The sequence below is a fragment of the Paenibacillus sp. B46(2026) genome (assembly GCF_056786355.1).
Window position 1 is genome coordinate 1,079,253 of sequence record NZ_CM165907.1, and the last position, 21,835, is coordinate 1,101,087.

Sequence of the window (21,835 nt, forward strand, 5' to 3'; positions counted from 1 at the left end):
ATTACATATATGTATATATAGAATGAGTATTATATTGATTTATATTATATGTATGGAGTCTAAATTTCCTTGTGTAAAGCTGTTTATCGACCTGACAAAGTTCGACATGATGTGAAAGCTTTTTCCAAATAAATGCTTGTATAATGGATTCATCTCCATTACAATACAATTGATAATGAGATTCAATATCATTTACAGAAAAAAGGGGGAGTTGGGTTACATGTTTAAAGTAAAGAAAAAGTTATACATTTATGCAGCACTTATTCTGATGATTTCGCTGCTTGCTGGTTGTGCTTCGGGTGGAAGTGCCGAGACAACGAATACGTCCAGCCAAGCTGCAAGCAGCAATGAGAGCAATAATGAAAGTGATACAACTGCCAGTGCGTCTGAAGATCAGACCCGAGTGATCAAGCACGCCATGGGCGAAACCACAATAAAGGGAACTCCGCAAAAGATCGTGACACTGTTCCAGGGTGCGAATGATGTAGTTGTTGCACTGGGCGTGAAACCGACAGGCGTGGTTGAATCCTGGGTTCAGCAGCCAGTCTATGAATATCTGAGAGCAGATCTGGATGGAGTAACCCAAGTAGGTCAGGAATCCCAGCCTAATCTGGAAGAGATCAACAAGTTGAAACCGGACTTGATCATAGCTACCAAGATCAGACATGAAGAGATCTATGAGCAATTGTCCCAAATCGCACCAACAGTAGTGACGGAGACCCTGTTTGACTGGAAAGAAACCGTGAAGACGACTGGTGAGGCGATGAATATGGTCGAGCAATCAGACAAGCTGTTGTCCGATTGGGATGCCCGTGTAGCTGATTTCAAAGAGAAAATGGGTGACCGTCTGCCAATTGAAGCAACCATTACGAACTTCAGAGCTGATCAGGTTCGTATTTTCTACATGGGATACGCAGGTAAAATTCTGAATGAACTTGGGTTCACCAGACCTGCCGGACATGACGCAGACACATGGGGAGTTGAATTGACTTCCAAAGAGAACATTCCGGATATGAATGCAGACATGATCTTCAACTTTAACTCAGGCACAGAAACAGATGCCATTCAGAAAAATTATGATGATTGGACCAGCAGTCCACTGTGGAAAAACCTTGACGCAGTCAAGAACAACCAACTGGTTCAGGTCGATGAAGTGGCCTGGAACATGGCAGGTGGATACACATCGGCCAACATAATGCTGGACGATCTATATAAGCAGTTCAACCTGAACTAACTAACAGGAGCAGGACCTGCCATGCACCAGGACATTCGTTAACGAAGTGTATGGGCAGGCAGGTCTTTTGTCATTTTACAGATGAAAGAGTGAGAGTATGTTTCCCCTTTTTACCAAGGCAAGTGCCAAGATCTATGGACTGGTTGGTTTATTCATATTACTTCTACTTGCTTGCCTAGCCAGTATGATTCTGGGACGTACACATATCACGTTTCAGATGGCATGGGATGCACTGCAATTCTATGACGAGAGTTCTGTGGAACATGTGGTTCTGCTGACGGAACGGTTGCCACGTACAGTTATTGCTGCTGTTGTGGGAGCAAGTTTGGCTGTGGCGGGCGGACTGATGCAGGCATTGACACGTAACCCGCTGGCATCACCAAGTGTGTTCGGGATCAATGCGGGTGCGATCTTTTTTATTGTCATTGCCATCGTGGTATTGTCCGTATCTTCGCTCACCACTATGATGTGGTTTGGTTTTGCCGGAGCTGCGGTTGCCGCGACGATTGTATACACACTTGGTTCCCTCGGTCGTGATGGCCTGACACCGATCAAAATTGTACTGGCGGGTACGGCTATCTCAGCGTTGTTTGCCTCGTTCACACAGGCCATTCTAGTGCTGGATGGAACCGGATTGCAGGATGTGCTGTTCTGGCTTGCCGGTTCAGTTAGCGGTCGGACATTGGATATGTTATATCCTGTTCTGCCTTACATGACAGCCGCAGCCATTGTTTCTCTGTTCATGGGCAGAGCCATCAATCTGCTCTTGACGGGTGATGATATCGCCAAAGGCATGGGACAGAATGTACTTCTGGTCAAGGTGCTCATGGGTATTGTTACGGTATTGCTGGCGGGTGGTTCAGTTGCCGTAGCCGGTTCGATCGGGCTTGTCGGTCTGGTTGTCCCGCATATCATGCGTGCACTGGTGGGCAATGATTACCGATGGCTCGTTCCTTACTCTATTGTAGGGGGAGCGATTCTGCTGCTGTCTGCGGATGTGGTTGCAAGGTTGGTGATTATGCCGCAGGAAGTTCCACTCGGTGTCATGACTGCACTGATTGGCGGTCCCTTCTTCGTGTACATTGCCCGCAAGGGGGTGACGAAGATATGAGGAAGCTGTTGACTTTCCGCAACAAAAAAGACACCATCTCGGTGCAAATGGAACGAAAATCATTGGTTGTCATCGGCATATGTATCCTCCTGTTCCTAGTGGCAGGGGTTGTTGGTACCAGTGTAGGCAGTGACTTTATTTCTCCGCTGGATGTGCTCAGAACGATATTTGGTCTGAATGCAGGGGAGCATGACTTCGTCGTGCTGACCCTGAGATTGCCACGAGTGTTATTATCCCTGCTCGTAGGTGCAGCCCTCGGTATGTCAGGTGCACTTCTGCAAGGCATTATCCGTAATCCGCTGGCCTCACCGGATGTCATCGGTATCACTGGTGGTGCAGCTGTTGCGGCTGTAGGTTTTGTTACATTGCTGGGCGGAGCGGTGAGTATCAAGTTGTTACCATTGTTCGCCATCGCTGGCGCAATTGTGACGGCATTGATCATCTACGTGCTTGCCTGGAAAAAAGGAGTCAGTCCGATCCGCCTGGTGCTGATCGGGATTGGAGTATCAGCTATTACCGGGGCCGGAACGACCTTTATGTTAATCCTGAGTCCGTTCTACACGGCAGGTCAAGCCTATATCTGGCTGACAGGAAGTATATACGGAGCATCGTGGACCGATGTCCGAACGATTTTACCGGTTATCGTGATTGTTGTACCGCTGGCGATCTGGTTCGCCCGTAGCCTGAATGCACAGGAGTTTGGAGATGATCTAGCGACAGGGCTGGGTGTAACTGTACAGCGGCATCGTTCAGCGTTGTTGTTATGCAGTGTACTGCTGGCGGGAATCGCCGTTGCGGTAGCCGGAACCATTGGGTTTGTTGGCCTGATCGCTCCACATATTGCCCGGAAGCTGGTCGGACGGATGTTCGGCAGTATGTTGATTGTATCAGGTATGGTTGGTGCTTTGCTCGTATTTGCAGCAGATTTGATTGCCCGCACGGCCTTTCTGCCGCTTGACGTTCCCGCAGGGGTATTCACCGCAGGCGTAGGTGCACCATTTTTCTTGTATCTGTTGTTCAAGAATCGAAATCAGTTTTGAGGAGGAGAGAGCCGTGAGTATTCTGGAAGCCAGGGAGCTTACTATCTCCTATGGAGCAGATCCCATTATTGAAAATTTGAACCTGACCATTCCCAAAGGGCAGATCACCGTCCTGATTGGCAGCAACGGCTGTGGCAAATCCACGTTGCTGCGCACGATGGCCCGGTTGTTGAAATCTAGCTCCGGTTCGGTGTTGCTGGATGGCGAAGAGATTGCGAAGCTGCCGACCAAGGAGATTTCAAGAAGAATGTCCATCCTGCCACAGGGTCCAACCGCGCCGGAAGGCCTGACAGTGAACCAACTGGTTAAGCAAGGACGCTATCCACATCAAACGTGGCTGAAGCAATGGTCTCGTGAGGATGAGCGCATGGTCAAGCTGGCACTGGAGTCCACACATCTGACAGAACTTGCGGATCGGCCTGTGGATGCACTGTCCGGTGGACAGCGTCAGCGTGCCTGGATTGCGATGACCCTCGCGCAGGGTACGGAAACGCTGCTGCTGGATGAACCTACAACCTATCTGGATATGACACATCAGATTGATATCCTTGATCTGTTGTTCGAGTTGAATGAACGGGAAGGACGTACCATTGTCATGGTACTTCATGACTTGAATCTGGCATGTCGGTATGCGCATCACATTGTGGCTGTTCACAACAAGTCCATCTATGCGGAAGGTAAACCGGAGGATATCGTTACACAGGAGATGGTCCGTAAGGTTTTCCAGATGGAGTGTGAGATTGCGGTAGATCCACTATTCGGCACACCAACCTGTATCCCGCATGGAAGAGGGAGGAAGCTGAATGGGGAACAGCGTTATACCCAATTGGCTTGAGGATCAAAAAGTCCGCTTTTGATTAATTCAATAATTATTCAAAACTCCACTACATGAGCATGCAAATAACAAATGAGGCAAGATATTGGTTAAAACATGTCCAATACTTGCCTGGTTTGTTGTGCCTATTAATCGATGCCAATACCCCACGGCGACTTAAACCCACACGAAATTCGATCTTATTTTTCCTTAAAAGTTTATTATTGACAATGTAGCTCGAATTGCCATAAAATAGATCCTATATGATATTGATAATCATTATCAATGTTGACTTACAAAAAAATTGATGAATGTATGAGTAATATAAGTTTAATTAATCATTTACATACAACGGAGAGGACAGAAAAAACCTGAAAAAGCGGAGCTACAAGCTTTCTGCAAGAAAGCTGCATCGGAAGCATAAGCTGCGCCTTTATCCCCGGATTTTTCCCTTGAGAAAAGGGAATCAAAAAATCTGGGGATAACAGCGATTGGAAGGTTGTTCTGTCATTGTAGTGTCGGTGTAAATAATCTCTAATTCAACTTATATAGGAGCGAATACCTTCATTCGATCGAGGAGGATTTTCAGTGTTTCCGAAAGGGATTCATAATCTGCAAAACCGACTCATTATAAGCAAAGCGAGAGAAATGGGCATCGCCTGTGAGCCACTTCTTCAGGGATGCGAAGATTTCCTGAAGCTGACTGTAGGGGACAAAGAGATCATCATTAACAAAACCAGATCTCATCGTCTGCCGTTAATTGCTGGTTTGCTCGCGAAGAACAAGCAGGCATGTAATATGTTGTTGCATGAACAGGGGATGCCTGTACCGTCATTTATCGTGATCCCGGAGATGGGAAGCGAAGCAGCAGATTTTCTGAAAAGACATGGTTCCATTGTGGTGAAACCGCTGGATGCGAGCAGCAGCATGGGCGTGACGCTGGATGTGCGTACTGAAGATGAACTGGAGGCAGCCATTCGTCTTGCAGGTGTCCATGGCAGCAGCATTATGTTGCAGCAATATGTGACTGGGATCGATTACAGAGTGCTGATCATCAACGGTGAAGTGGTGGCTGTGAACCAGTATCGACCTGTCTATGTCGAGGGAGACGGAACTTCAACCGTTCGGGCGTTAATTGAGCAGTTGAATCAGGAACGAATCGAGATGACACCCATTGGCGAGTATGAAGCGTTTCCCAAGATTAATGCAGAAGCTGAACGTCTGTTAGAGGTATTACGTGCACAAGGGACAACGCTGGATGAAGTACCTGCCGCTGGTAAAGAAGTCGAGTTATATGATCTCCGCAATTCTGCCGCCGGAAAAATCAGTGAATTCTACAAGGATTGTACCGAAATCATTCATCCTGAGAATGCCCGAATGATCATTCAAGCGGCCACAACGCTTCAGATTGATGTAGCAGGCATCGATGTTCGTTGTCGTGATATCCGGACGCCGATCTCGGCAGATCAGGGGGGCATTCTGGAAGTGAATGCTTTGCCAGATATGACACACCACGTATTCCCCCACGGCGGTACGACTCGTGATGTGGTTCGGTTATACCTGGAATACCTCTGTCAGGAGCAACTTGAATATAAGACGCATAACAACGGATAAAAGATCATGAACAAGAGTCACAGGCAGCAGGTTCAGCCTGAATCGATTATAAGGAGCGTTAGAGGGCTATGTCAGTAGAGGTGCAGACGGAATATCTGAAGATGCAAAATGAGAAGGAATCCAATGCAAGATCGTACCCCAGACATTTCCCACTTGTCATTAGCAAGGCCCATGGGGTGAAGATTACCGATACGGAAGGCCGCGTATTCTACGACTGCCTGGCTGGTGCAGGAACATTGGCGCTGGGGCATAACCATGACACGGTGGTCAACGCCATTCGCGATGTCCTGGATCAGCAGATTCCGCTTCATACACTGGATTTGGCAACGCCGCTGAAGCTTTCATACATGCAAGAGCTATTCTCCATCCTTCCAGAAGAGATGCGAGATAAAGCCAAAATCCAGTTCTGTGGTCCAACCGGAGCCGATGCGGTCGAAGCAGCCATTAAGCTGGTCAAACATGCCACAGGTGGCAAGTCCATTCTTGCCTTTCAGGGAGGTTATCACGGTTCGACCCAAGCGACGATGTCGATGAGTGGCAACCTGAGCAAGAAACAACATCTGCAAAGCCTGCTGCCGGATGTGCATTTCCTGCCGTTTCCTTATGAATACCGCTGCCCATTTGGTGTTGGTGAGGGCATGACGGCCCGGTTAAGTGCACAGTATATCGAGAACTTGCTCGATGATTGCGAGAGCGGGATTGCCGCTCCATGCGGGGTCATTGTGGAGACAGTTCAGGGCGAAGGCGGAGCAATTCCGGCAGATCTTGAATGGCTGAGGGAGCTGCGCCGAATTACGGCAGAGCGAAGTATTCCGCTCATTATTGACGAAGTGCAGACAGGCATCGGACGGACAGGCCGGATGTTTTCATATGAACATGCCGGAATTGTACCCGATGTAATCATCTGCTCCAAAGCGGTTGGCGGAAGTCTGCCGATGTCTGTCGTCATCTATAAGGAGGAACTGGATCGATGGCAGCCTGGTGCACACACAGGCACGTTCCGTGGCAATCAGCTAGCCATGGCTGCCGGACTTGCCACACTTCGGTATATCCGGGAACAAGACGTTCTGCACAACGTGCAGCTGCGCAGTGAGCAGTTCATGAGTCAACTGAATGCATTGAAAGAACGGTATGCAGAGATTGGTGACGTGCGAGGCAGAGGGCTGATGATTGGTGTTGAGGTGGTTGATCCAACAGGACGCAAGGATCGTCTGGGACATTATCTGCCTAATGGTGCGCTGGCTGAGTCTATTCAGCGTGAATGTTTCAAAAATGGATTAATTGTAGAACTGGGCGGGCGTCATTCAGCTGTTGTTCGTTTTCTGCCACCGCTGAATATTACGGAGCAAGAATCGGGTGCGATCCTTGCGATCTTTGAGAAATCGGTAGCTGAAGCGATTGCCTTAGCAACGGCCGCATGCTGAAGCTGTCCCTGATGAAAAGGCATGCAGTATTACTCGCGATTCTGATCGGTGCTTTTTCGCTGGTGCTGACCAACAGTGCATTTAACCTGCTGCTGCCTTATTTTGTGCAATATTATCAGATTTCTACGACAGCAGGCGGATGGATCATCGCGCTGTACATGCTCGCCATGACGTTAACGATGCCGCTGGCTTCCCTGATCGTGGACCGACTGGGACGTAAGCAGACATATATGCTGGGCATCAGCATCTATGGACTGTTCTCGGTGGCAGGTGCGTTGTTTTATCACTCCATCGAAGTACTCTTGCTGGTCCGTTTCATGCATGGGGTTGCCGCCGGGCTGATGATTCCGTTATCACTTGTGCTGCTGTTTGATGTCTACGGACCGGAGGTAAGGGGGCGAATTACCGGAGCGTGGGGCTTGCTGCTTATGCTGGCTCCTGCGGCTGGGCCAACGCTGGGTGGATTCATCATTCAGTATGGACGGCTTGAAATGTTGTTCTGGCTCAATGTCCCGCTGGCTGTGTTCTCGTTCATCGGGTGCGGTCGAGTCATTCAGACCTATATCCCTGCCCGCAGGAAAAAATGGCATCCAACCAGTGTCATGATGCTGATCTGCGCGGTAGGTGCCCTTAGTCTGGGCGTACAGTTGTACGCAAGTCCTGTCGTGCCGGTATGGGGTCCTTGGATGCTGATTGCGCTAGGTGTGGTGTTGCTCATTCGTTTTGTCCAGACAGAGAACGGTCGCAAGGAACCACTGATCCGGTACCAGTTGTTGCGGCGTAATGCCGTCTTTCCGCTGACCGTATTGATCTCGACGATTCAGGATTGTGTCATGTTTGGCGTGATCTTTGCATTGCCGTTATTGTTCCAGGATGTCTTCCACCTATCGCCGGCCTTGTCCGGTGCGTTGTTCATTCCCTTGTCGATCTGTACAAGTCTGTTCATGTGGATTGGCGGCAGCTTGCTGGATCGCGGTCGGTCCATGCATTTTATCGCATGGGGGACGTTGCTGGTGTCGATATCGATCTTGTCGTTTGCGGTTCTGCCCATGGGAGCATCGATCTGGGTCATCGGTATGCTTATGGCCTGCCGGGGAATTGGCGTGGGCTTGTCAGGCATGAGTATCTCTGCTATTGGTTTACAGGCGTTGCCGGAGGAAGACATGCATGAAGGCTCGGTGTTATCGACCACAATTGAGCGGCTGGCTTCTTCGTTTGCGGTGATGGGTATGACGCTGTATTACGATATGCGCTGGCAATGGCTCGCTGGAGCAGGAACATCCATGGAGCTGGCCAAATGGGGGGCGCTCAAAGAGATCTGTATCGGCCTTGGCTGCGCCATTCTGCTTACACTTCCCCTGGTCTTACTTATAACCCGAAAGAAGGTTGGCATCATTGTTCGAGATGGAAAACAAGCTCCGGTCTGAGGCTGAGCAGCAGGCCCATGAACATTCGTGCAAGCTGCTATTGAACTGTTACATCCGTGAGCTTGCGTTAGAGAAGGAAAGTGATATTCGGATCAATCCGAATACGCTGACGTACACTGTTGTTTTTCAAGTCAGTAGGGTGAAGGTGACAGGACGGCTATCCTATTACTCGGCCATGGGGGAGCATGAATACCTCAGCATGGAATCTGGCGGGGAAACGGTGCATTATCGCGACCTGGTTCGCTGGATCACATGTGAGCTAAGTGGAGATGGGGCACAGGGAGCGAGTTCGGATCACAATGGAATGATGAAAAGTGCAATGGAAATGGAGAGTCCACTTGAGCTGGAGGTTGTGCATCCAGTAGGTGAGAATACGAATCGCGTAGAGGCGGAGTATGCCAGAGATTTTGCACAAAAGGTAGATAACAGTGTGGGTAACCTTACATTGTATATCGAACAAGCAGCCGGTCTCGACATTCACGACTATCGCACATCGGAACAGTCACTGTTGGTGGGTCATCCGTTTCACCCGTTTCCGAAGAATTCCAAAGGATTCAGCGAGCAGGATGTTCAGAAGTATAGTCCGGAACTGCGAGCTTCCTTTCAACTCTGTTATATCGCCGTGAGGCAGGATGTCTATGTGCAGGAATGGGTGGAAGACGAACAGGCAATGGATTTGCATGACCTCCTGCGGAGCTATGTGGAGCCTATTTTAAAAGAAAAAACGGGTAGGTATGGGCTTCTGCCCGTCCATCCATGGCAATACGCTTACATATCACAGTTGTCCGAGGTACAGTCTTATATTGGAGATCAAAAATTAATTCTGCTCGGCAGTGCGGGGCCAACCGTCTATCCAACCTCTTCGGTCCGTACAGTCTACGTTCCCGCATGGAACTGCAATATCAAGCTGTCACTGAACATGCAGATCACGAACATGATTCGCACCAATAGTGCCGAGCAGATGCGCAGAACACTGGATGCCTCCAAATACGTCAGGCAGCATGACTGTTTCGGTGCTGAACCGCACACCCATATTGCTTATGAAATAGGTGTAGCGACCTGTGCTTTTGATGATGAGAACTTGACCAGCTTGTTTACCGTAGCTTATCGGCCAATTGAGTTCGACCCTGCGAATACGTATGTCTTATCCAGTCTGGTTGAAGCACCGCTTCCCGGGATGCGCTCCAGGCTGATGACGATGCTCGGTGGTGGACGTGACATAGCCAAGCGTTGGCTGGATTATTATCTGAAATGTTCTCTGCTGCCGATTGTACGGGCGGCGGGAGAGAAAGGCATTCATTTTGAAGCCCATTTACAGAATACCCTTGTGACATTGGAGGATGGGTTGCCTGTGGATTTTATCGTCCGCGATCTGGAAGGGGTCAGTGTGGATGAGGAACTTATCCGTGAGCAGGATCTTGTTACGTCCGATTTATTATTTTATTCGCGAGAGAAAGCCTGGGCGCGGACATCGTACTATTTTATCGTCAATCATCTGGGGTCTCTGATTCATGCCATGGCACGAGATGTGAACGTATCCGAGGAGCATTTCTGGAAGCAGGTACGTGAGGTACTTGTGGATGAACTGGAACGAACGGGCAATGAATATGTGCAACATCTGCTGACAACGGATGCATTTCTAGCCAAACAAAATCTGGTGAGTTGTCTAAGAGGGATCAGCCAGACCCCGGCCTACGTGCCGGTGAGCAATGTAATGAAACGAATAGGGAGTGAAGTGCGTGGGAGTCGTGGGATACAGGGCTGAAGCAAGCGGCAGGACAGAAGCAGTCTACGTGAGTGTACAGGAACGGATCATGCGGCAGACACTGGAGGCGATGTGGTTTGAAGGCATCTTGGACAGTCATGTAAGTGGGAGCGAATGGCGAGCCGAGGGAGTTACATCGTCAGGGAAACCTGTGGCGTACACGTGTGAAGCGGAGCGTAAGTTTTCATTTGGCCGGGTGAAGGTGAAGAAGGGGTCGATTCAAAGAGAAGGCGTGTCCTGCACCGATCTGGATCTGTTTCTGGAGGAAATGGTGCTGAACTCGTTGAAGGGGGCAAATGTGACGGCTTTTATACAGGAACTGCTCGAAACGATGGCAAAGGACAGTCAGTGCCGGGATATGTTGCCCTTGAACATTCCGAATGAAGATCGGCATTATGATGCGCTAGAAAGTCACATGACTGATGGTCATCTGTACCACCCGAGCTATAAGTCGAGGTTGGGATTTTCTATGAAAGACAATCTGGCCTATGGCCCTGAATTTAACGCGGAGGTTGCATTAGTCTGGGTTGCTGTAAAGAAAGAATTAGCTCAGACCGCTGTATCCGCGGGGTATAATTCTGAAGAACTGGTGGGGCAACATCTGACTGGGGAGGACGTACAGCGATTTCATCAGATGCTGGAGGGTGATGGGAAAGAAGCTTCTGACGCGGGTGATCGATATGTGTTCATTCCGGTTCATCCATGGCAGTGGGAGCACCAGTTGGAGTCGGTATATGCCCGTCAACGGATGGATGGAGATATCGTGTATCTCGGCCCATCGTCTTCGCCCTATCGCGCGCAACAATCGATTCGTTCACTCTCGAACCGGATAAATCCGGAAGCCCCTTACATCAAGCTGGCTCTCAGCATCACCAACACGTCGAGCACACGTATTCTGGCACAGCATACCACCCAGAACGCACCGCTGATCAGCGACTGGCTGGATAAACTCGTTCGTGAAGATGAGCTGTTGCAGCAGGCGCAGTTTGGCATTTTGAAAGAAATCATGGGACTGTCGTTCCGTTATGAGCAGTTGCCTGCAACTCAGTATGGACGGGCCTACGGTACACTCGGTGCCATCTGGCGGGAGAATGTATCGGTTCATCTGAAGCAAGGCGAGACGGCGTGGCCGCTGAATGCACTAATGTTGGTACAACCGGATGGTGTTCCATTTATCCAGGATGCTGTAGAGAGACATGGTGTGGAAAAGTGGAGCGAGGCCCTTGTGCGCACGGTTACGTTGCCGATTATCCATCTGCTCTATGCGCACGGAATCGCGCTGGAATCTCATGCTCAGAATATCATTTTGGTACTGGAAAACGATCTGCCGAAACGGATCCTTATCAAGGATCTGCATGATGGTGTTCGCTATGTACCGGATCAACTGTTACACCCGGAACGGGCACCGAGGCTGAACCCCGAGCCGGAAACCCATCGCAAGTTCAATCGGTATTCCTTCATCTATGCGGGAGATGTGTCGGAAGTCCGTGACTATACGTATGACGCATTCTTTTTTATCTGTATGACAGATATTGCGTTGGCGCTTGAGAAGTTTGGGTTGTCGGAGGAAGCATTCTGGCAGCTGTGTGCAGGTGTGATTGTGGATTATCAGAAGCAGCACCCGGAATACGCAGAGCGGTTCGTTGCATTTGACCTTTTTGCCGAAGATGCACTGATCGAAGAGATGACAAAGCGCCGTCTGTATGGGGATGGAGAGTTATATTTCCGCAAGGCGAGCAATCCGCTCAAGGTATCGAAAGATGTACTTGAATCAAAGGAAACACGCGAATTAAAGGGAATCGTCGAATGAGAATGAACAAGCTGAAGGAAAAAATTGCACGCAAACAGCCTGTCTATGGTCTTTTTGTATCCATACCACACCCGGTGATCATTGAGATGATCGGACATGCGGAATATGACTTTGTCATTATTGATCTGGAACATGCCGCAACATCGATGGAATCGGTGGAAGAGTTAATTCGGGCTACGGAACTGGTCGGCCTAACTCCGCTGGTACGGATCTCGAAGGTGGAGCGAGCGGAGATTCTTAAAGTGCTGGACTGTGGCGCCCAAGGCATCATCATTCCGCATGTCGAGCAACTGGAGCAGGTGGAGGAAGCGGTTCGTCACGCCTACTATCATCCGGTTGGCATGCGGAGCTTGAATAGTGGTCGTCCCGGTGTATTTGGGAAATATCCGCTCACCGGATACATTGAAGAAGCCAACGAACAAGTGATGGTTGTCCCCATGATTGAAAGTGCAGAGGGCGTTCGGCAAAGTGCACAGATTATGTCTCACCCACAGGTGAGTTTTGTATTGGAAGGTGCGGCAGATCTGTCGCAATCCCTCGGTGTGCCATGGCAGACAGATCACCCGGATGTGAGACGTGCTCTGGATGAATTGCATGCTACTGCCCAGCAGTGCGGAGTACCTTATGCAACGGTCACGAGAGGTGTGGAAGACATGTCGCTCTGGGCTGAGCGGGGAGTACATATTTACGTGCTTGGTGATGATCGGAATACGGCGTTTCGGGCGTATGCCCAAAAACGGAATGACTACAGGAATGCGGGTGGGCAGATATGAAACCTAGTGTATGGCATGCGATAGATGAACTACAACGCGGAATGGAAGACCCGGTATGTGCGTATGTCTATGATCTGGCTGGCATTCAGGAACAAGTACGTCAGATGCTGGACAGCATGCCCGGTAACACACAGTTGTTCTATGCCATCAAGGCGAATCCAGATCCGCGGATCATTGAGGCCTTGCTTCCATTTGTGAAGGGCTTTGAAGTGGCTTCTATCGGAGAACTGCTCAAGGTAAGGGCTGTAAGCCGAGAGGTTCCGATTCTATTTGGAGGTCCCGGCAAGAAGGAGAGCGAACTGAGGCTGGCGATCGAGCATGGCGTGAGCTACATTCATGTGGAAAGTTTGCTGGAGCTGCGCCGGATCATTGCGATTGCAATAGAGCGAGCGAAGGATCATGAACATGGGAAGGTGCAGGGGAGCAGGCAGAAGCAAAAACAGGGTCAAGCGCAGGAAGTGCGCATTCTGCTCCGGATCAATCTGCGAAGTAGTACGTTACCCCGGACGAAGATCGTTATGGGCGGCGGGCCAAGTCCTTTTGGAATCGATGAAGAGGCGGTGGAAGAAGCCGTCGAACTTATTCGTGTGGAAGGCGCGGGTGTGGTTCGGTTGAGCGGGTTCCATTTTCACTCCTTGTCCAACAATATGGATGCCAGGCTGCACGCCGAGATGATCGAGTTGTATTTGCAAAAGGTGGAGCAGTGGCAGCACAAGTATGATCTTCCTGTGGAAGTGGTGAATGCAGGAGGCGGATTCGGTGTCACGTATGATGGGAGTCCTGGATTTGACTGGGCGCTGTTTACTTCGCTGCTAGAGCAAAGTGAAGCCAGAGAGCGCCTTGCTTCACAAGGAGGTCAGCTGTATTTCGAATCGGGTCGACTGCTGGTGGCAGACCACGGGTATTACGCAGCAGAGGTTACGGATATCAAAACTTCTCATGATCAGTATTTTGCCGTGTTAAGGGGAGGTACGCACCACAATCGTTTGCCTGCTTCATGGGGTCATAACCATCCGTTTCAGATTATGGAGACGGACCGTTGGAAGCATTCATTTGCCAGACCAGAGGTAAGAGGTCGTCGAGTCCATATTGTAGGTGAGCTATGCACACCCAAGGATCGCATGCATTCCGATGCGGAGGTAACACTGCTGCGCGTGGGAGATATTATTTTGTTTGAAAAGTCTGGGGCTTATTGCTGGACCATCTCGCATCATGATTTTCTGGGGCATCCGCACCCGGCATTCCATTATCTAACGGAGGACAATAATCATGTCAACACTGATGAAGCGTTCCAGTCTGCAAGCCGCTGAACGCCGGATTATGGCGGATCTGATGAATTCATTCTTGTCGGAGCAATTGCTCCCATTGGAGGATCACCCGTTCATTGATTTTGCCGCAGCACCTGCACCGTTCCGACGATTGTACAAGGGATATGACGGCGAAGAGCACATACAGAATGGTGCTTCTCATGTCAGATTGCATACGCAAGGTGTATTGTGTCTGATTGAAACAGGAGTGAGACAAGCGATTCAGTGGGTTCAGGGTTCACCAATATATGAAGAGAAACCAGATGGAAGCTGGGTTCTCCTTGCTTCTCCGGCAGAGGTTGGACGTGCGGTGTTACAGAGGGCTTTGTCGGATGAAGAATATAGCCAGCCTGGGGTGGCTGAATTCCTGGCTAGTCTGGACATTGCTGTGGAGCAGTATGCTCTGGGCTGGGAACAAATCCAGTATCTGTCCGCCAACGTCCCAGCGTCTGCTTATGAATGGTTTATCAAGGGTGAACGCGTTGCTGCATTGCGCGATCGTCCATTTCACCCATCGTCCAAAGCTAAAATCGGATTCAACGCAGAGGATGTCACACGGTATGCAGCGGAATTCGGGAAGGCGATTTCGCTGCGCTGGGTGGCTATACGGCTGGATGCCGTGCAGCAAGGTAGTGAAGATGGACTGTCCATTTTGGACGTGTTAGACGATGTTCAGCGCGGAGTGGTGGAAGCCGAGTTTGCCCGAAAAGGGATCACGTTGGACGAATATCTGCCGATGCCTGTTCATCCATGGCAATTGCAGCATGTGATTCTGCCTCGCTTCGCTGGAGAGATCGAAGAGGGCAGCATTGTCGTATTGGATGTAGAAGTGGGCGACGTTCAGGCCACATCCTCTCTGCGCTCGATGGCTCCGTCAACTGAATCCACCCTAATGCTCAAGCTACCGGTTAGTGTTCTGTCTCTGGGGGCTGCTCGTTACCTTCCAGTAGTCAAACTGCTGAATGGCCTTGCTGGAGAACGGATGTTACGACAGGCCGTGGCTTGTGACGAGACGTTGAAGCACAAGGTGTATATGTGCGAAGAGCAGAACTGGTGGGGCTTCATGCCAGAATCCATGGGACTGTTCGATGATCATCCCCGGCATCTGGCTGCACAGATTCGTGTATATCCCGCTGAATTGTTGGGTGAAGCCTACAAAGTCATTCCAATGGCCGCACTGGGTGTGAATCTGGAAGGGCATCATCTATTAACGGAAATTCTGGGGGATAACCTGAGCAGCAGGGATGTTCTCGACTTTTATACCAGTATAGCTACTACATTCTATAATATCGTGATGCGTCTGTTCAAGGTGGGCGTTATACCTGAGATTCATGGTCAGAACTGCTGTCTGGTGTTACGGGATAATCAGGTAAAAGGTCTATTGTTCCGCGATCATGATTCCGTGCGTCTGCATCAGCCTTATCTGGACAAGCATGGTATTGCAGACCCTGCCTATCATATTCGTCCAGGCTACTCGAACAGCCTGTATAACGAGACGATTCAGAAGCTGATTTTCTATGTGCAGTCTTTGGGGACGCAGGTGAATCTGGCTGCGATCATGGAGGCACTTAGCGAGGTGTATCACATTCCGGAAACGAAGTTCTGGGAGATCACGGAGCAGGCTTGGAAGGAAGCGCTGCAACAGGTGCAGCTTCCTGAGTCCGACCGGGCCGCGCTTGCTCATGCGATATTCGAGAGCAAGGAGTGGCCCGTGAAGTTAGTTGTCCGTCCGCTGCTTGAAGCGGATGGGGTGCCTGGCGCGATGCCATCGGGCAAAGAGAAAGGGTCGAACCCTTTTTACAAAGGATAGAGGTTGAGTATGGTTGGTGTAGGCGTGTAGAGAGAAGAAGAAAGCGTGCTAAAGATAGCTATAGACGAGGTGACCCGTTTGACGGGTTGCCTTTTTGGCTTGTTGCCATCGAGAGTTCTAATGCTTGGAGGGATAAAACGTTCATCATTCTGGCTAAAAAATCTTATGAAATGCAGGTACAGGGAACAGACTGATGGTATAATCGGGTTATGTGTTATAGTCATACTTATGTATGACCGAAAAGGTTTTCGGAAAAAGCGACATCTACTGTTGTAACCGTAATCATAATTTACTTCAAGAAAGTGAGAATCTACCATGAATCAGAAGAGGCTTTTTAATGATGGATGGCAATTTGCGAAAAGCAAGCTGGATGTTACGGAACCTGCGGGTCTGGTGTATGAACCTGTAGAGCTTCCCCATGATTGGCTGATATATAATACGCTTGAACTGTATGAGGACAGCATTGGATGGTACCGCAAGACGTTCCATTACACGAAGGATGAGCAGCAGCTTTTGCTCTGTTTTGATGGCGTATACATGGACTCTTCGGTGTATGTGAACGGGCAGCTGGTTGGGGAGTGGAAGTATGGATACTCTGCTTTTGAACATGAGATCACGAATGCACTGGTGGAAGGTGACAACGAGATTGTGGTCAAAGTGGTGCATCAGAGCCCGAACAGCAGATGGTATTCCGGTGCCGGAATCTATCGCCATGTGTGGCTGAAGACGAGAGACCGCAACCATATTGTTACGGATGGAACTTATGTATCCATCAAGCAACAGCCGGATAGCTGGCAGGTGGAAGTGGATACGGAGCTGAACCTGGAACAGAATCAGCAAGCAGAGCTGGTGCATACGATCTTGTATGAAGGTCAGGTGGTGGCATCAACAAAGGCAAATGCAACTGCTGCGGTAGGTGAGGCAACGAATGTATCCATTAACAGTCAACAGCTTGGAGTACAGAATCCAAACCTGTGGAGCCCGGATGCACCACATCTGTATGAGTTGGTCACGGAGCTGCGATTGATCTCGGATGAACAGGAAGATCGGACAGTTGAGTCGGTATCACAGCGCATTGGATTCCGGAATATCCAGCTGAATGCCACTGAAGGGTTCCACCTGAACGGAGTTAAGATGAAGCTGAATGGTGTGTGCGAACACCACGATCTCGGGGCATTGGGAGCGGCGTTTAACCTGACGGCATTGCGCAGAAGATTCGTACTGCTCAAAGAAATGGGCGTTAACGCCATCCGAACCGCGCATAATATGCCTGCCAAAGAGTTCATGGAACTTGCGGATGAGATGGGTGTGCTGGTTGTGTCGGAAGCCTTTGATATGTGGGAACGTGCCAAGACGCCATACGATTATGCGAGATTTTTCCCGGAGTGGGTGCATACCGATGTGAAGAGTTGGGTGAAACGCGACCGTAACCATGCCAGTCTGATCATGTGGAGTATCGGGAACGAAATCTATGATACCCATGCGGATGAGCGTGGACAGGAAGTAACCCGGATGCTGATGGATTATGTGCTGGAATTTGATCCAAAAGGTAATGCTGGCGTGACGATTGGTTCGAACTACATGCCATGGGAAAATGCACAAAAATGCGCGGATATCGTGAAGCTGGCAGGTTACAACTACGCGGAAAAATATTACGACAAACATCATGAAGAGCATCCAGACTGGATCATCTATGGTAGTGAAACGTCTTCTGTGGTGCAGAGCCGGGGCATATATCATTTCCCGTTCGAACAGCCAATTCTGGCAGATGATGACGAGCAGTGCTCGGCTTTGGGTAACAGTACAACCAGTTGGGGCGCGAAGTCGGCAGAATACTGTATTTTGGCAGAGCGGGATACACCGTATTCGCTGGGGCAATTCTTGTGGACCGGATTCGATTATATTGGAGAGCCGACACCGTATCATACGAAGAATTCGTATTTTGGACAGCTGGATACAGCAACGTTCCCGAAAGATTCCTATTACATCTACCAAGCGGCTTGGACGGATTATAAAAAAAGTCCGATGGTTCACCTGTTCCCGTATTGGGATTTCAGCCCGGGTCAGATCATTGATGTACGCGTGTGCAGCAACGCGCCGAAGATTGAGCTGCAACTCAACGGCAAAACCATTGGCACGTACGATATCGATCATGCCAATGGAACACAGCTGTCAGGCTGGTGGAAGGTGCCGTACGAAGAGGGTGAGCTGAAAGCGATCGCTTACGATGAGAACGGTCAGATCATTGCAACCGATGTGCAAAGATCCTATACGGATGCGAAGAAAATTCGTCTGCAAGCGGATCGGGAGCAGTTGCAAGCGAATGGCACAGACCTCATTTTTGTAGAAATTGATGTGGAAGATGAAGCGGGTAATCCGGTTCACAATGCGAACAACCGCGTGCAAGTTCAGGTGACGGGTGCAGGTCGATTGCTGGGTCTGGATAACGGGGACAGCACCGACTATGATCCATACAAAGGATTGAGCAGAAGACTGTTCAGCGGCAAACTGATGGCCATTATCGGAGCGACAAATGAATCTGGAACGGTCCGGATTGAAGTTTCTTCCGAAGGGTTGGAAGGGGCTACGGCTGAGTTCGAATCGCGGGTTGTGGATGCGGAACTTGAAGTGAATGGGGTAGTTAATAATCCAACGCAAGCTGTTTTCATGCAAAATGAACAACGTCTGGTGCTTACGGGGAATGCTCAGGAGATTCCTTTGCGGAAACTCGAGATCATCAGTACTGCAGGACAGTTGCTCAATCCATCCAACCCGGAGCTCTTCGTAACCGCCAAGCTGTATCCGGAGAACACTTCCTATCGCGACATCGAGTGGGCTGTTGTGAATGATGCGGGGATTGAATCTAACATTGCCAAAGTGGAAGCCGTTCAAGCGGAAACGGGCGACAACGGTGAGCATCAACATACGGTCAAGGTATCGGCTATAGGTGACGGGGAGTTCCGGCTTCGCGCAACCAGTACCAACGGTACGGATAAAACGAAACTCATCTCCCAGCTGGAATTCAAGGCGGACGGTCTCGGAACAGCTTACAAAGATCCATACGGCTTCATCACGGGCGGACTGTACGATTACACCAAAGGTGAGGTTGGCAACGGTAATGAGCGTGGGGTAGCGACAAGTCGGGATGGAGAGACGCATGTAGGCTTCCGTAATATTGACTTCGGACCGTACGGCTCCGATACCATAACGATTCCTATTTTCACGCTATCCAGTGAGGAGTACTTCATTCAGATCTGGGAAGGTATGCCGGATGAAGAGGGAAGTACGATGATCGCAGATGTGGTGTATGACAAAGAGTCCATTTGGAATGTGTACCAGGAAGAGACCTACCAATTGTCCAAACGCCTTAGCGGGATCACGTCGATCTGTTTTGTACTGAAACAGAAGATTCATATTAAAGGTTTCTCCTTCGAACGTCAGAGTCGGGCCTTTGAACAGAATACGGCTGCATCCTGTGACCATCTCTATGGAGATACGTTCAAAATTGAGGGTGACAGAGTAGAAGGTATCGGGAACAATGTATCGCTGGAGTTTGAAAACATGGACTTTACGGCAGAAGGCACATCAAAGCTCGTGATCTACGGTCATTCACCGATGGATAAAAATACGATTCATATTCGCTTCGCAGGTGCGGACGGACAGAGCAACCAGCTGGTTGAGTTCACGCAGTCGGGTGGATATGAGGAGCGGGTGTTTGAGCTTGAGCAAGTGACAGGTGTGCAGAAAGTAAGCTTTATCTTCCTGCCAGGCAGTCAGTTTGACTTTGGCTGGTTCCGATTCGAGAAATAAGTGTGATAGAAATATAAATACCCTTCAAGCAGGCAGCGGTTCATGGCAACGTGAATCTGAATCGCTTGCGTGAAGGGTTTTTCTTGTATGTAGGTGTGAGAGAAAAGATCAATGAAACTGCTCTGCTTCAACTGAGAGATCTAAGTGATGACCTATTCTGCTATAGATGTACAACTTAATATCCGTGTCTTGTAATGCAAGCAGATTAATCGTTTTATCACTATTTCTGCTGATAGATGTTTCCATCGGTTCACTTACTTCGTTTACATACAACTTCACATATACCGTGTGGTTGCTGTTGTTTTCAATCGATATGTTGGCATGTGTCCCATTCGAAGCAATCATTGTGAAGCTGCCGTTGTATGCGGAACGACCTTCATGTTGAGTTGGAGCAATGAGCAGAACAGGTGTAGATGTTAGGGATGAGCGCTCCATTTCATGGGCTAATCCAGTTGACTGTCTCTCGTTTGTTGAAGCTAGAGCCGCTGTACTTGCTGAATGGGTGGATAGTAGTACAGATAGAGCCAGTGCTACACCGACCATTGTTTTTAACGTCATTAAATTAACCCCCTGCTAAATGATAAATTACTAAAATTTTCGTTCCTGTTACCTATAACTTTCTATGATTCTAAATGTTCGGAACAACGAGAGAGTTACAGATAAATGACAAAATAAGCATAATCATGCAACAAAGGATAAGATTGAACCGTTTCATAGATGAGGTGATGGAATGAGAAAAAATATGCTTATCCTATTGTTAGCATTAATGCTGTTAACTGCCTGTCAGGCAAATGATCCAACAACGAATGCTTCCGGAATTACGCAGGCTTTTCCAGAAATAATTGAGCCCCATAATCCAGAGCAAGCGGAGCAAAGCGGGGATGTGGTTGTGCTTCATGGAGGCATACGGAACGAAGATAAGTGGAACACATTTATGAAGAATGTGGAGAAAAAACAGCAGGATCAGGTTCGTGTAACGATGTATACCATTGAAGGTGGGCCCATTATCCAGGAATTGATCTATGATGGTACAGCTATTCAATCGACTTATGATAACTCAAGGGATCCCTATGGCTCCAAACAGGGAACGAAGACCGACACCTGCAAAGAGATCGGTACGATGAAGAGTGAGCAGGGGCATATTTACTACGTGTTAACCGGGTGTGAGAAGGAAGAGAACCCCTTTTGGATGCCTAAGCTTTAAATGAGATGTATCCATATGCAAACTCTTAATGAATTTCATAAACCCCAAAAACCTGCGAAGCCGAGGCTGTGCAGGTTTTTTGTGCTTTTTAAAAGGTGGGGAGTAGTGGGGTTATCCGTACAAAGCATTGGACAGTTCAATCAGGTTTCCGTCAGGATCACGTACATACACCGAACGAATGGGACCCAGTGCTCCCGTGCGTTCCACCGGACCTTCTTCGATCTTCGTATGATGTTGTGAGAGATGGAGAATCACTTCTTCCAAGGGTGTGTTGACCAGAAAACAAAGATCTGCCGAACCCGGCGTAGGGGTATGAGCTTTCGGTTCAAATTCTTTTCCCCGTTCATGCAAATTGATCTTCTGCTGTCCAAACTGTAATGCTTTTCGGCCTTGACCGAATTCAACTACCTTCATGCCTAATATGTTGGTATAAAATGAGATAGTTGCTTCCAGATTCTTTATGGTTAACACGAGGTGATCAAGTCGTTCTAATTGCATGGATAAGCCTCCTTCGAATTGGAGCATTTGTTCCTGTAAAACGAGGGGTGTATATAGTAGTATGTCATTTATTATACCTTAGAGCTCATTTGGATCGACATCGTATGAGAAGAAGGTAGACGAAAAACATGCACGAACACGCAAAATATCTGGCTACCGAATGTTTCCTGACTACTGAATCTTTAACGAGAAAA

Annotated in this window: 16 protein-coding genes; 14 read left to right on the plus strand and 2 right to left on the minus strand. The window is 49.1% G+C overall.

The window, feature by feature from the left end:
- Window positions 1–220 precede the first annotated feature (220 nt).
- The 13 genes from AC1S8V_RS04970 (at window position 221) to AC1S8V_RS05030 (ending at window position 19,939) form a co-directional block, all read left to right on the plus strand.
- Window positions 221–1,234, plus strand: a complete 1,014-nt coding sequence (locus AC1S8V_RS04970) for an ABC transporter substrate-binding protein (protein ID WP_482072676.1) — start codon at window positions 221–223, stop codon at window positions 1,232–1,234.
- Window positions 1,235–1,331: 97 nt separating this feature from the next.
- Window positions 1,332–2,345 (plus strand): FecCD family ABC transporter permease, encoded by a 1,014-nt coding sequence (locus tag AC1S8V_RS04975; RefSeq protein WP_482072677.1) that lies wholly within the window; start codon window positions 1,332–1,334, stop codon window positions 2,343–2,345.
- Complete coding sequence (locus tag AC1S8V_RS04980; protein ID WP_482072678.1) at window positions 2,342–3,385, plus strand: FecCD family ABC transporter permease; 1,044 nt, start codon at window positions 2,342–2,344, stop codon at window positions 3,383–3,385. Before AC1S8V_RS04975 ends, AC1S8V_RS04980 begins: the two co-directional genes overlap by 4 nt.
- Before the next feature lie 13 nt (window positions 3,386–3,398).
- On the plus strand, window positions 3,399–4,220 hold the full coding sequence (locus tag AC1S8V_RS04985) for an ABC transporter ATP-binding protein (RefSeq protein ID WP_482072679.1): 822 nt from the start codon (window positions 3,399–3,401) through the stop codon (window positions 4,218–4,220).
- 567 nt (window positions 4,221–4,787) lie between these two features.
- Window positions 4,788–5,813: an ATP-grasp domain-containing protein gene (locus AC1S8V_RS04990; RefSeq protein ID WP_482072680.1), complete on the plus strand. Its 1,026-nt coding sequence runs from the start codon at window positions 4,788–4,790 to the stop codon at window positions 5,811–5,813.
- A 68-nt stretch (window positions 5,814–5,881) separates the two neighbouring features.
- Entirely contained in the window at window positions 5,882–7,237 is a 1,356-nt protein-coding gene (locus AC1S8V_RS04995) for a diaminobutyrate--2-oxoglutarate transaminase (protein ID WP_482072681.1), read from the plus strand.
- On the plus strand, window positions 7,231–8,664 hold the full coding sequence (locus AC1S8V_RS05000; RefSeq protein ID WP_482072682.1) for an MFS transporter: 1,434 nt from the start codon (window positions 7,231–7,233) through the stop codon (window positions 8,662–8,664). The genes AC1S8V_RS04995 and AC1S8V_RS05000 overlap by 7 nt, the downstream gene beginning before the upstream one ends.
- Window positions 8,642–10,429, plus strand: a complete 1,788-nt coding sequence (locus AC1S8V_RS05005) for an IucA/IucC family protein (protein ID WP_482072683.1) — start codon at window positions 8,642–8,644, stop codon at window positions 10,427–10,429. Before AC1S8V_RS05000 ends, AC1S8V_RS05005 begins: the two co-directional genes overlap by 23 nt.
- Window positions 10,404–12,239, plus strand: a complete 1,836-nt coding sequence (locus tag AC1S8V_RS05010) for an IucA/IucC family protein (protein ID WP_482072684.1) — start codon at window positions 10,404–10,406, stop codon at window positions 12,237–12,239. Before AC1S8V_RS05005 ends, AC1S8V_RS05010 begins: the two co-directional genes overlap by 26 nt.
- Window positions 12,236–13,012 (plus strand): HpcH/HpaI aldolase family protein, encoded by a 777-nt coding sequence (locus tag AC1S8V_RS05015; RefSeq protein WP_482072685.1) that lies wholly within the window; start codon window positions 12,236–12,238, stop codon window positions 13,010–13,012. Before AC1S8V_RS05010 ends, AC1S8V_RS05015 begins: the two co-directional genes overlap by 4 nt.
- Window positions 13,009–14,322, plus strand: a complete 1,314-nt coding sequence (locus tag AC1S8V_RS05020; protein WP_482072686.1) for a type III PLP-dependent enzyme — start codon at window positions 13,009–13,011, stop codon at window positions 14,320–14,322. The genes AC1S8V_RS05015 and AC1S8V_RS05020 overlap by 4 nt, the downstream gene beginning before the upstream one ends.
- Window positions 14,282–16,129: an IucA/IucC family protein gene (locus tag AC1S8V_RS05025; protein ID WP_482072687.1), complete on the plus strand. Its 1,848-nt coding sequence runs from the start codon at window positions 14,282–14,284 to the stop codon at window positions 16,127–16,129. The genes AC1S8V_RS05020 and AC1S8V_RS05025 overlap by 41 nt, the downstream gene beginning before the upstream one ends.
- 315 nt (window positions 16,130–16,444) lie before the next feature.
- The gene (locus AC1S8V_RS05030) at window positions 16,445–19,939 is read left to right on the plus strand and encodes a glycoside hydrolase family 2 TIM barrel-domain containing protein (protein ID WP_482072688.1); all 3,495 of its coding nucleotides are present in this window, start codon (window positions 16,445–16,447) and stop codon (window positions 19,937–19,939) included.
- A 108-nt stretch (window positions 19,940–20,047) separates the two neighbouring features.
- Here AC1S8V_RS05030 and AC1S8V_RS05035 read toward each other — a convergent pair whose 3' ends face one another.
- Window positions 20,048–20,497, minus strand: a complete 450-nt coding sequence (locus AC1S8V_RS05035; RefSeq protein WP_482072689.1) for a hypothetical protein — start codon at window positions 20,495–20,497, stop codon at window positions 20,048–20,050.
- A gap of 172 nt (window positions 20,498–20,669) precedes the next feature.
- On the opposite strand from AC1S8V_RS05035, the gene AC1S8V_RS05040 reads away from it, so the two are divergent.
- Window positions 20,670–21,143, plus strand: coding sequence for a DUF4362 domain-containing protein (locus tag AC1S8V_RS05040; protein ID WP_482072690.1), 474 nt, complete (start codon window positions 20,670–20,672; stop codon window positions 21,141–21,143).
- 111 nt (window positions 21,144–21,254) lie between these two features.
- Here AC1S8V_RS05040 and AC1S8V_RS05045 read toward each other — a convergent pair whose 3' ends face one another.
- The gene (locus tag AC1S8V_RS05045; protein WP_482072691.1) at window positions 21,255–21,641 is read right to left on the minus strand and encodes a VOC family protein; all 387 of its coding nucleotides are present in this window, start codon (window positions 21,639–21,641) and stop codon (window positions 21,255–21,257) included.
- Between the last annotated feature and the right edge of the window lie 194 nt (window positions 21,642–21,835).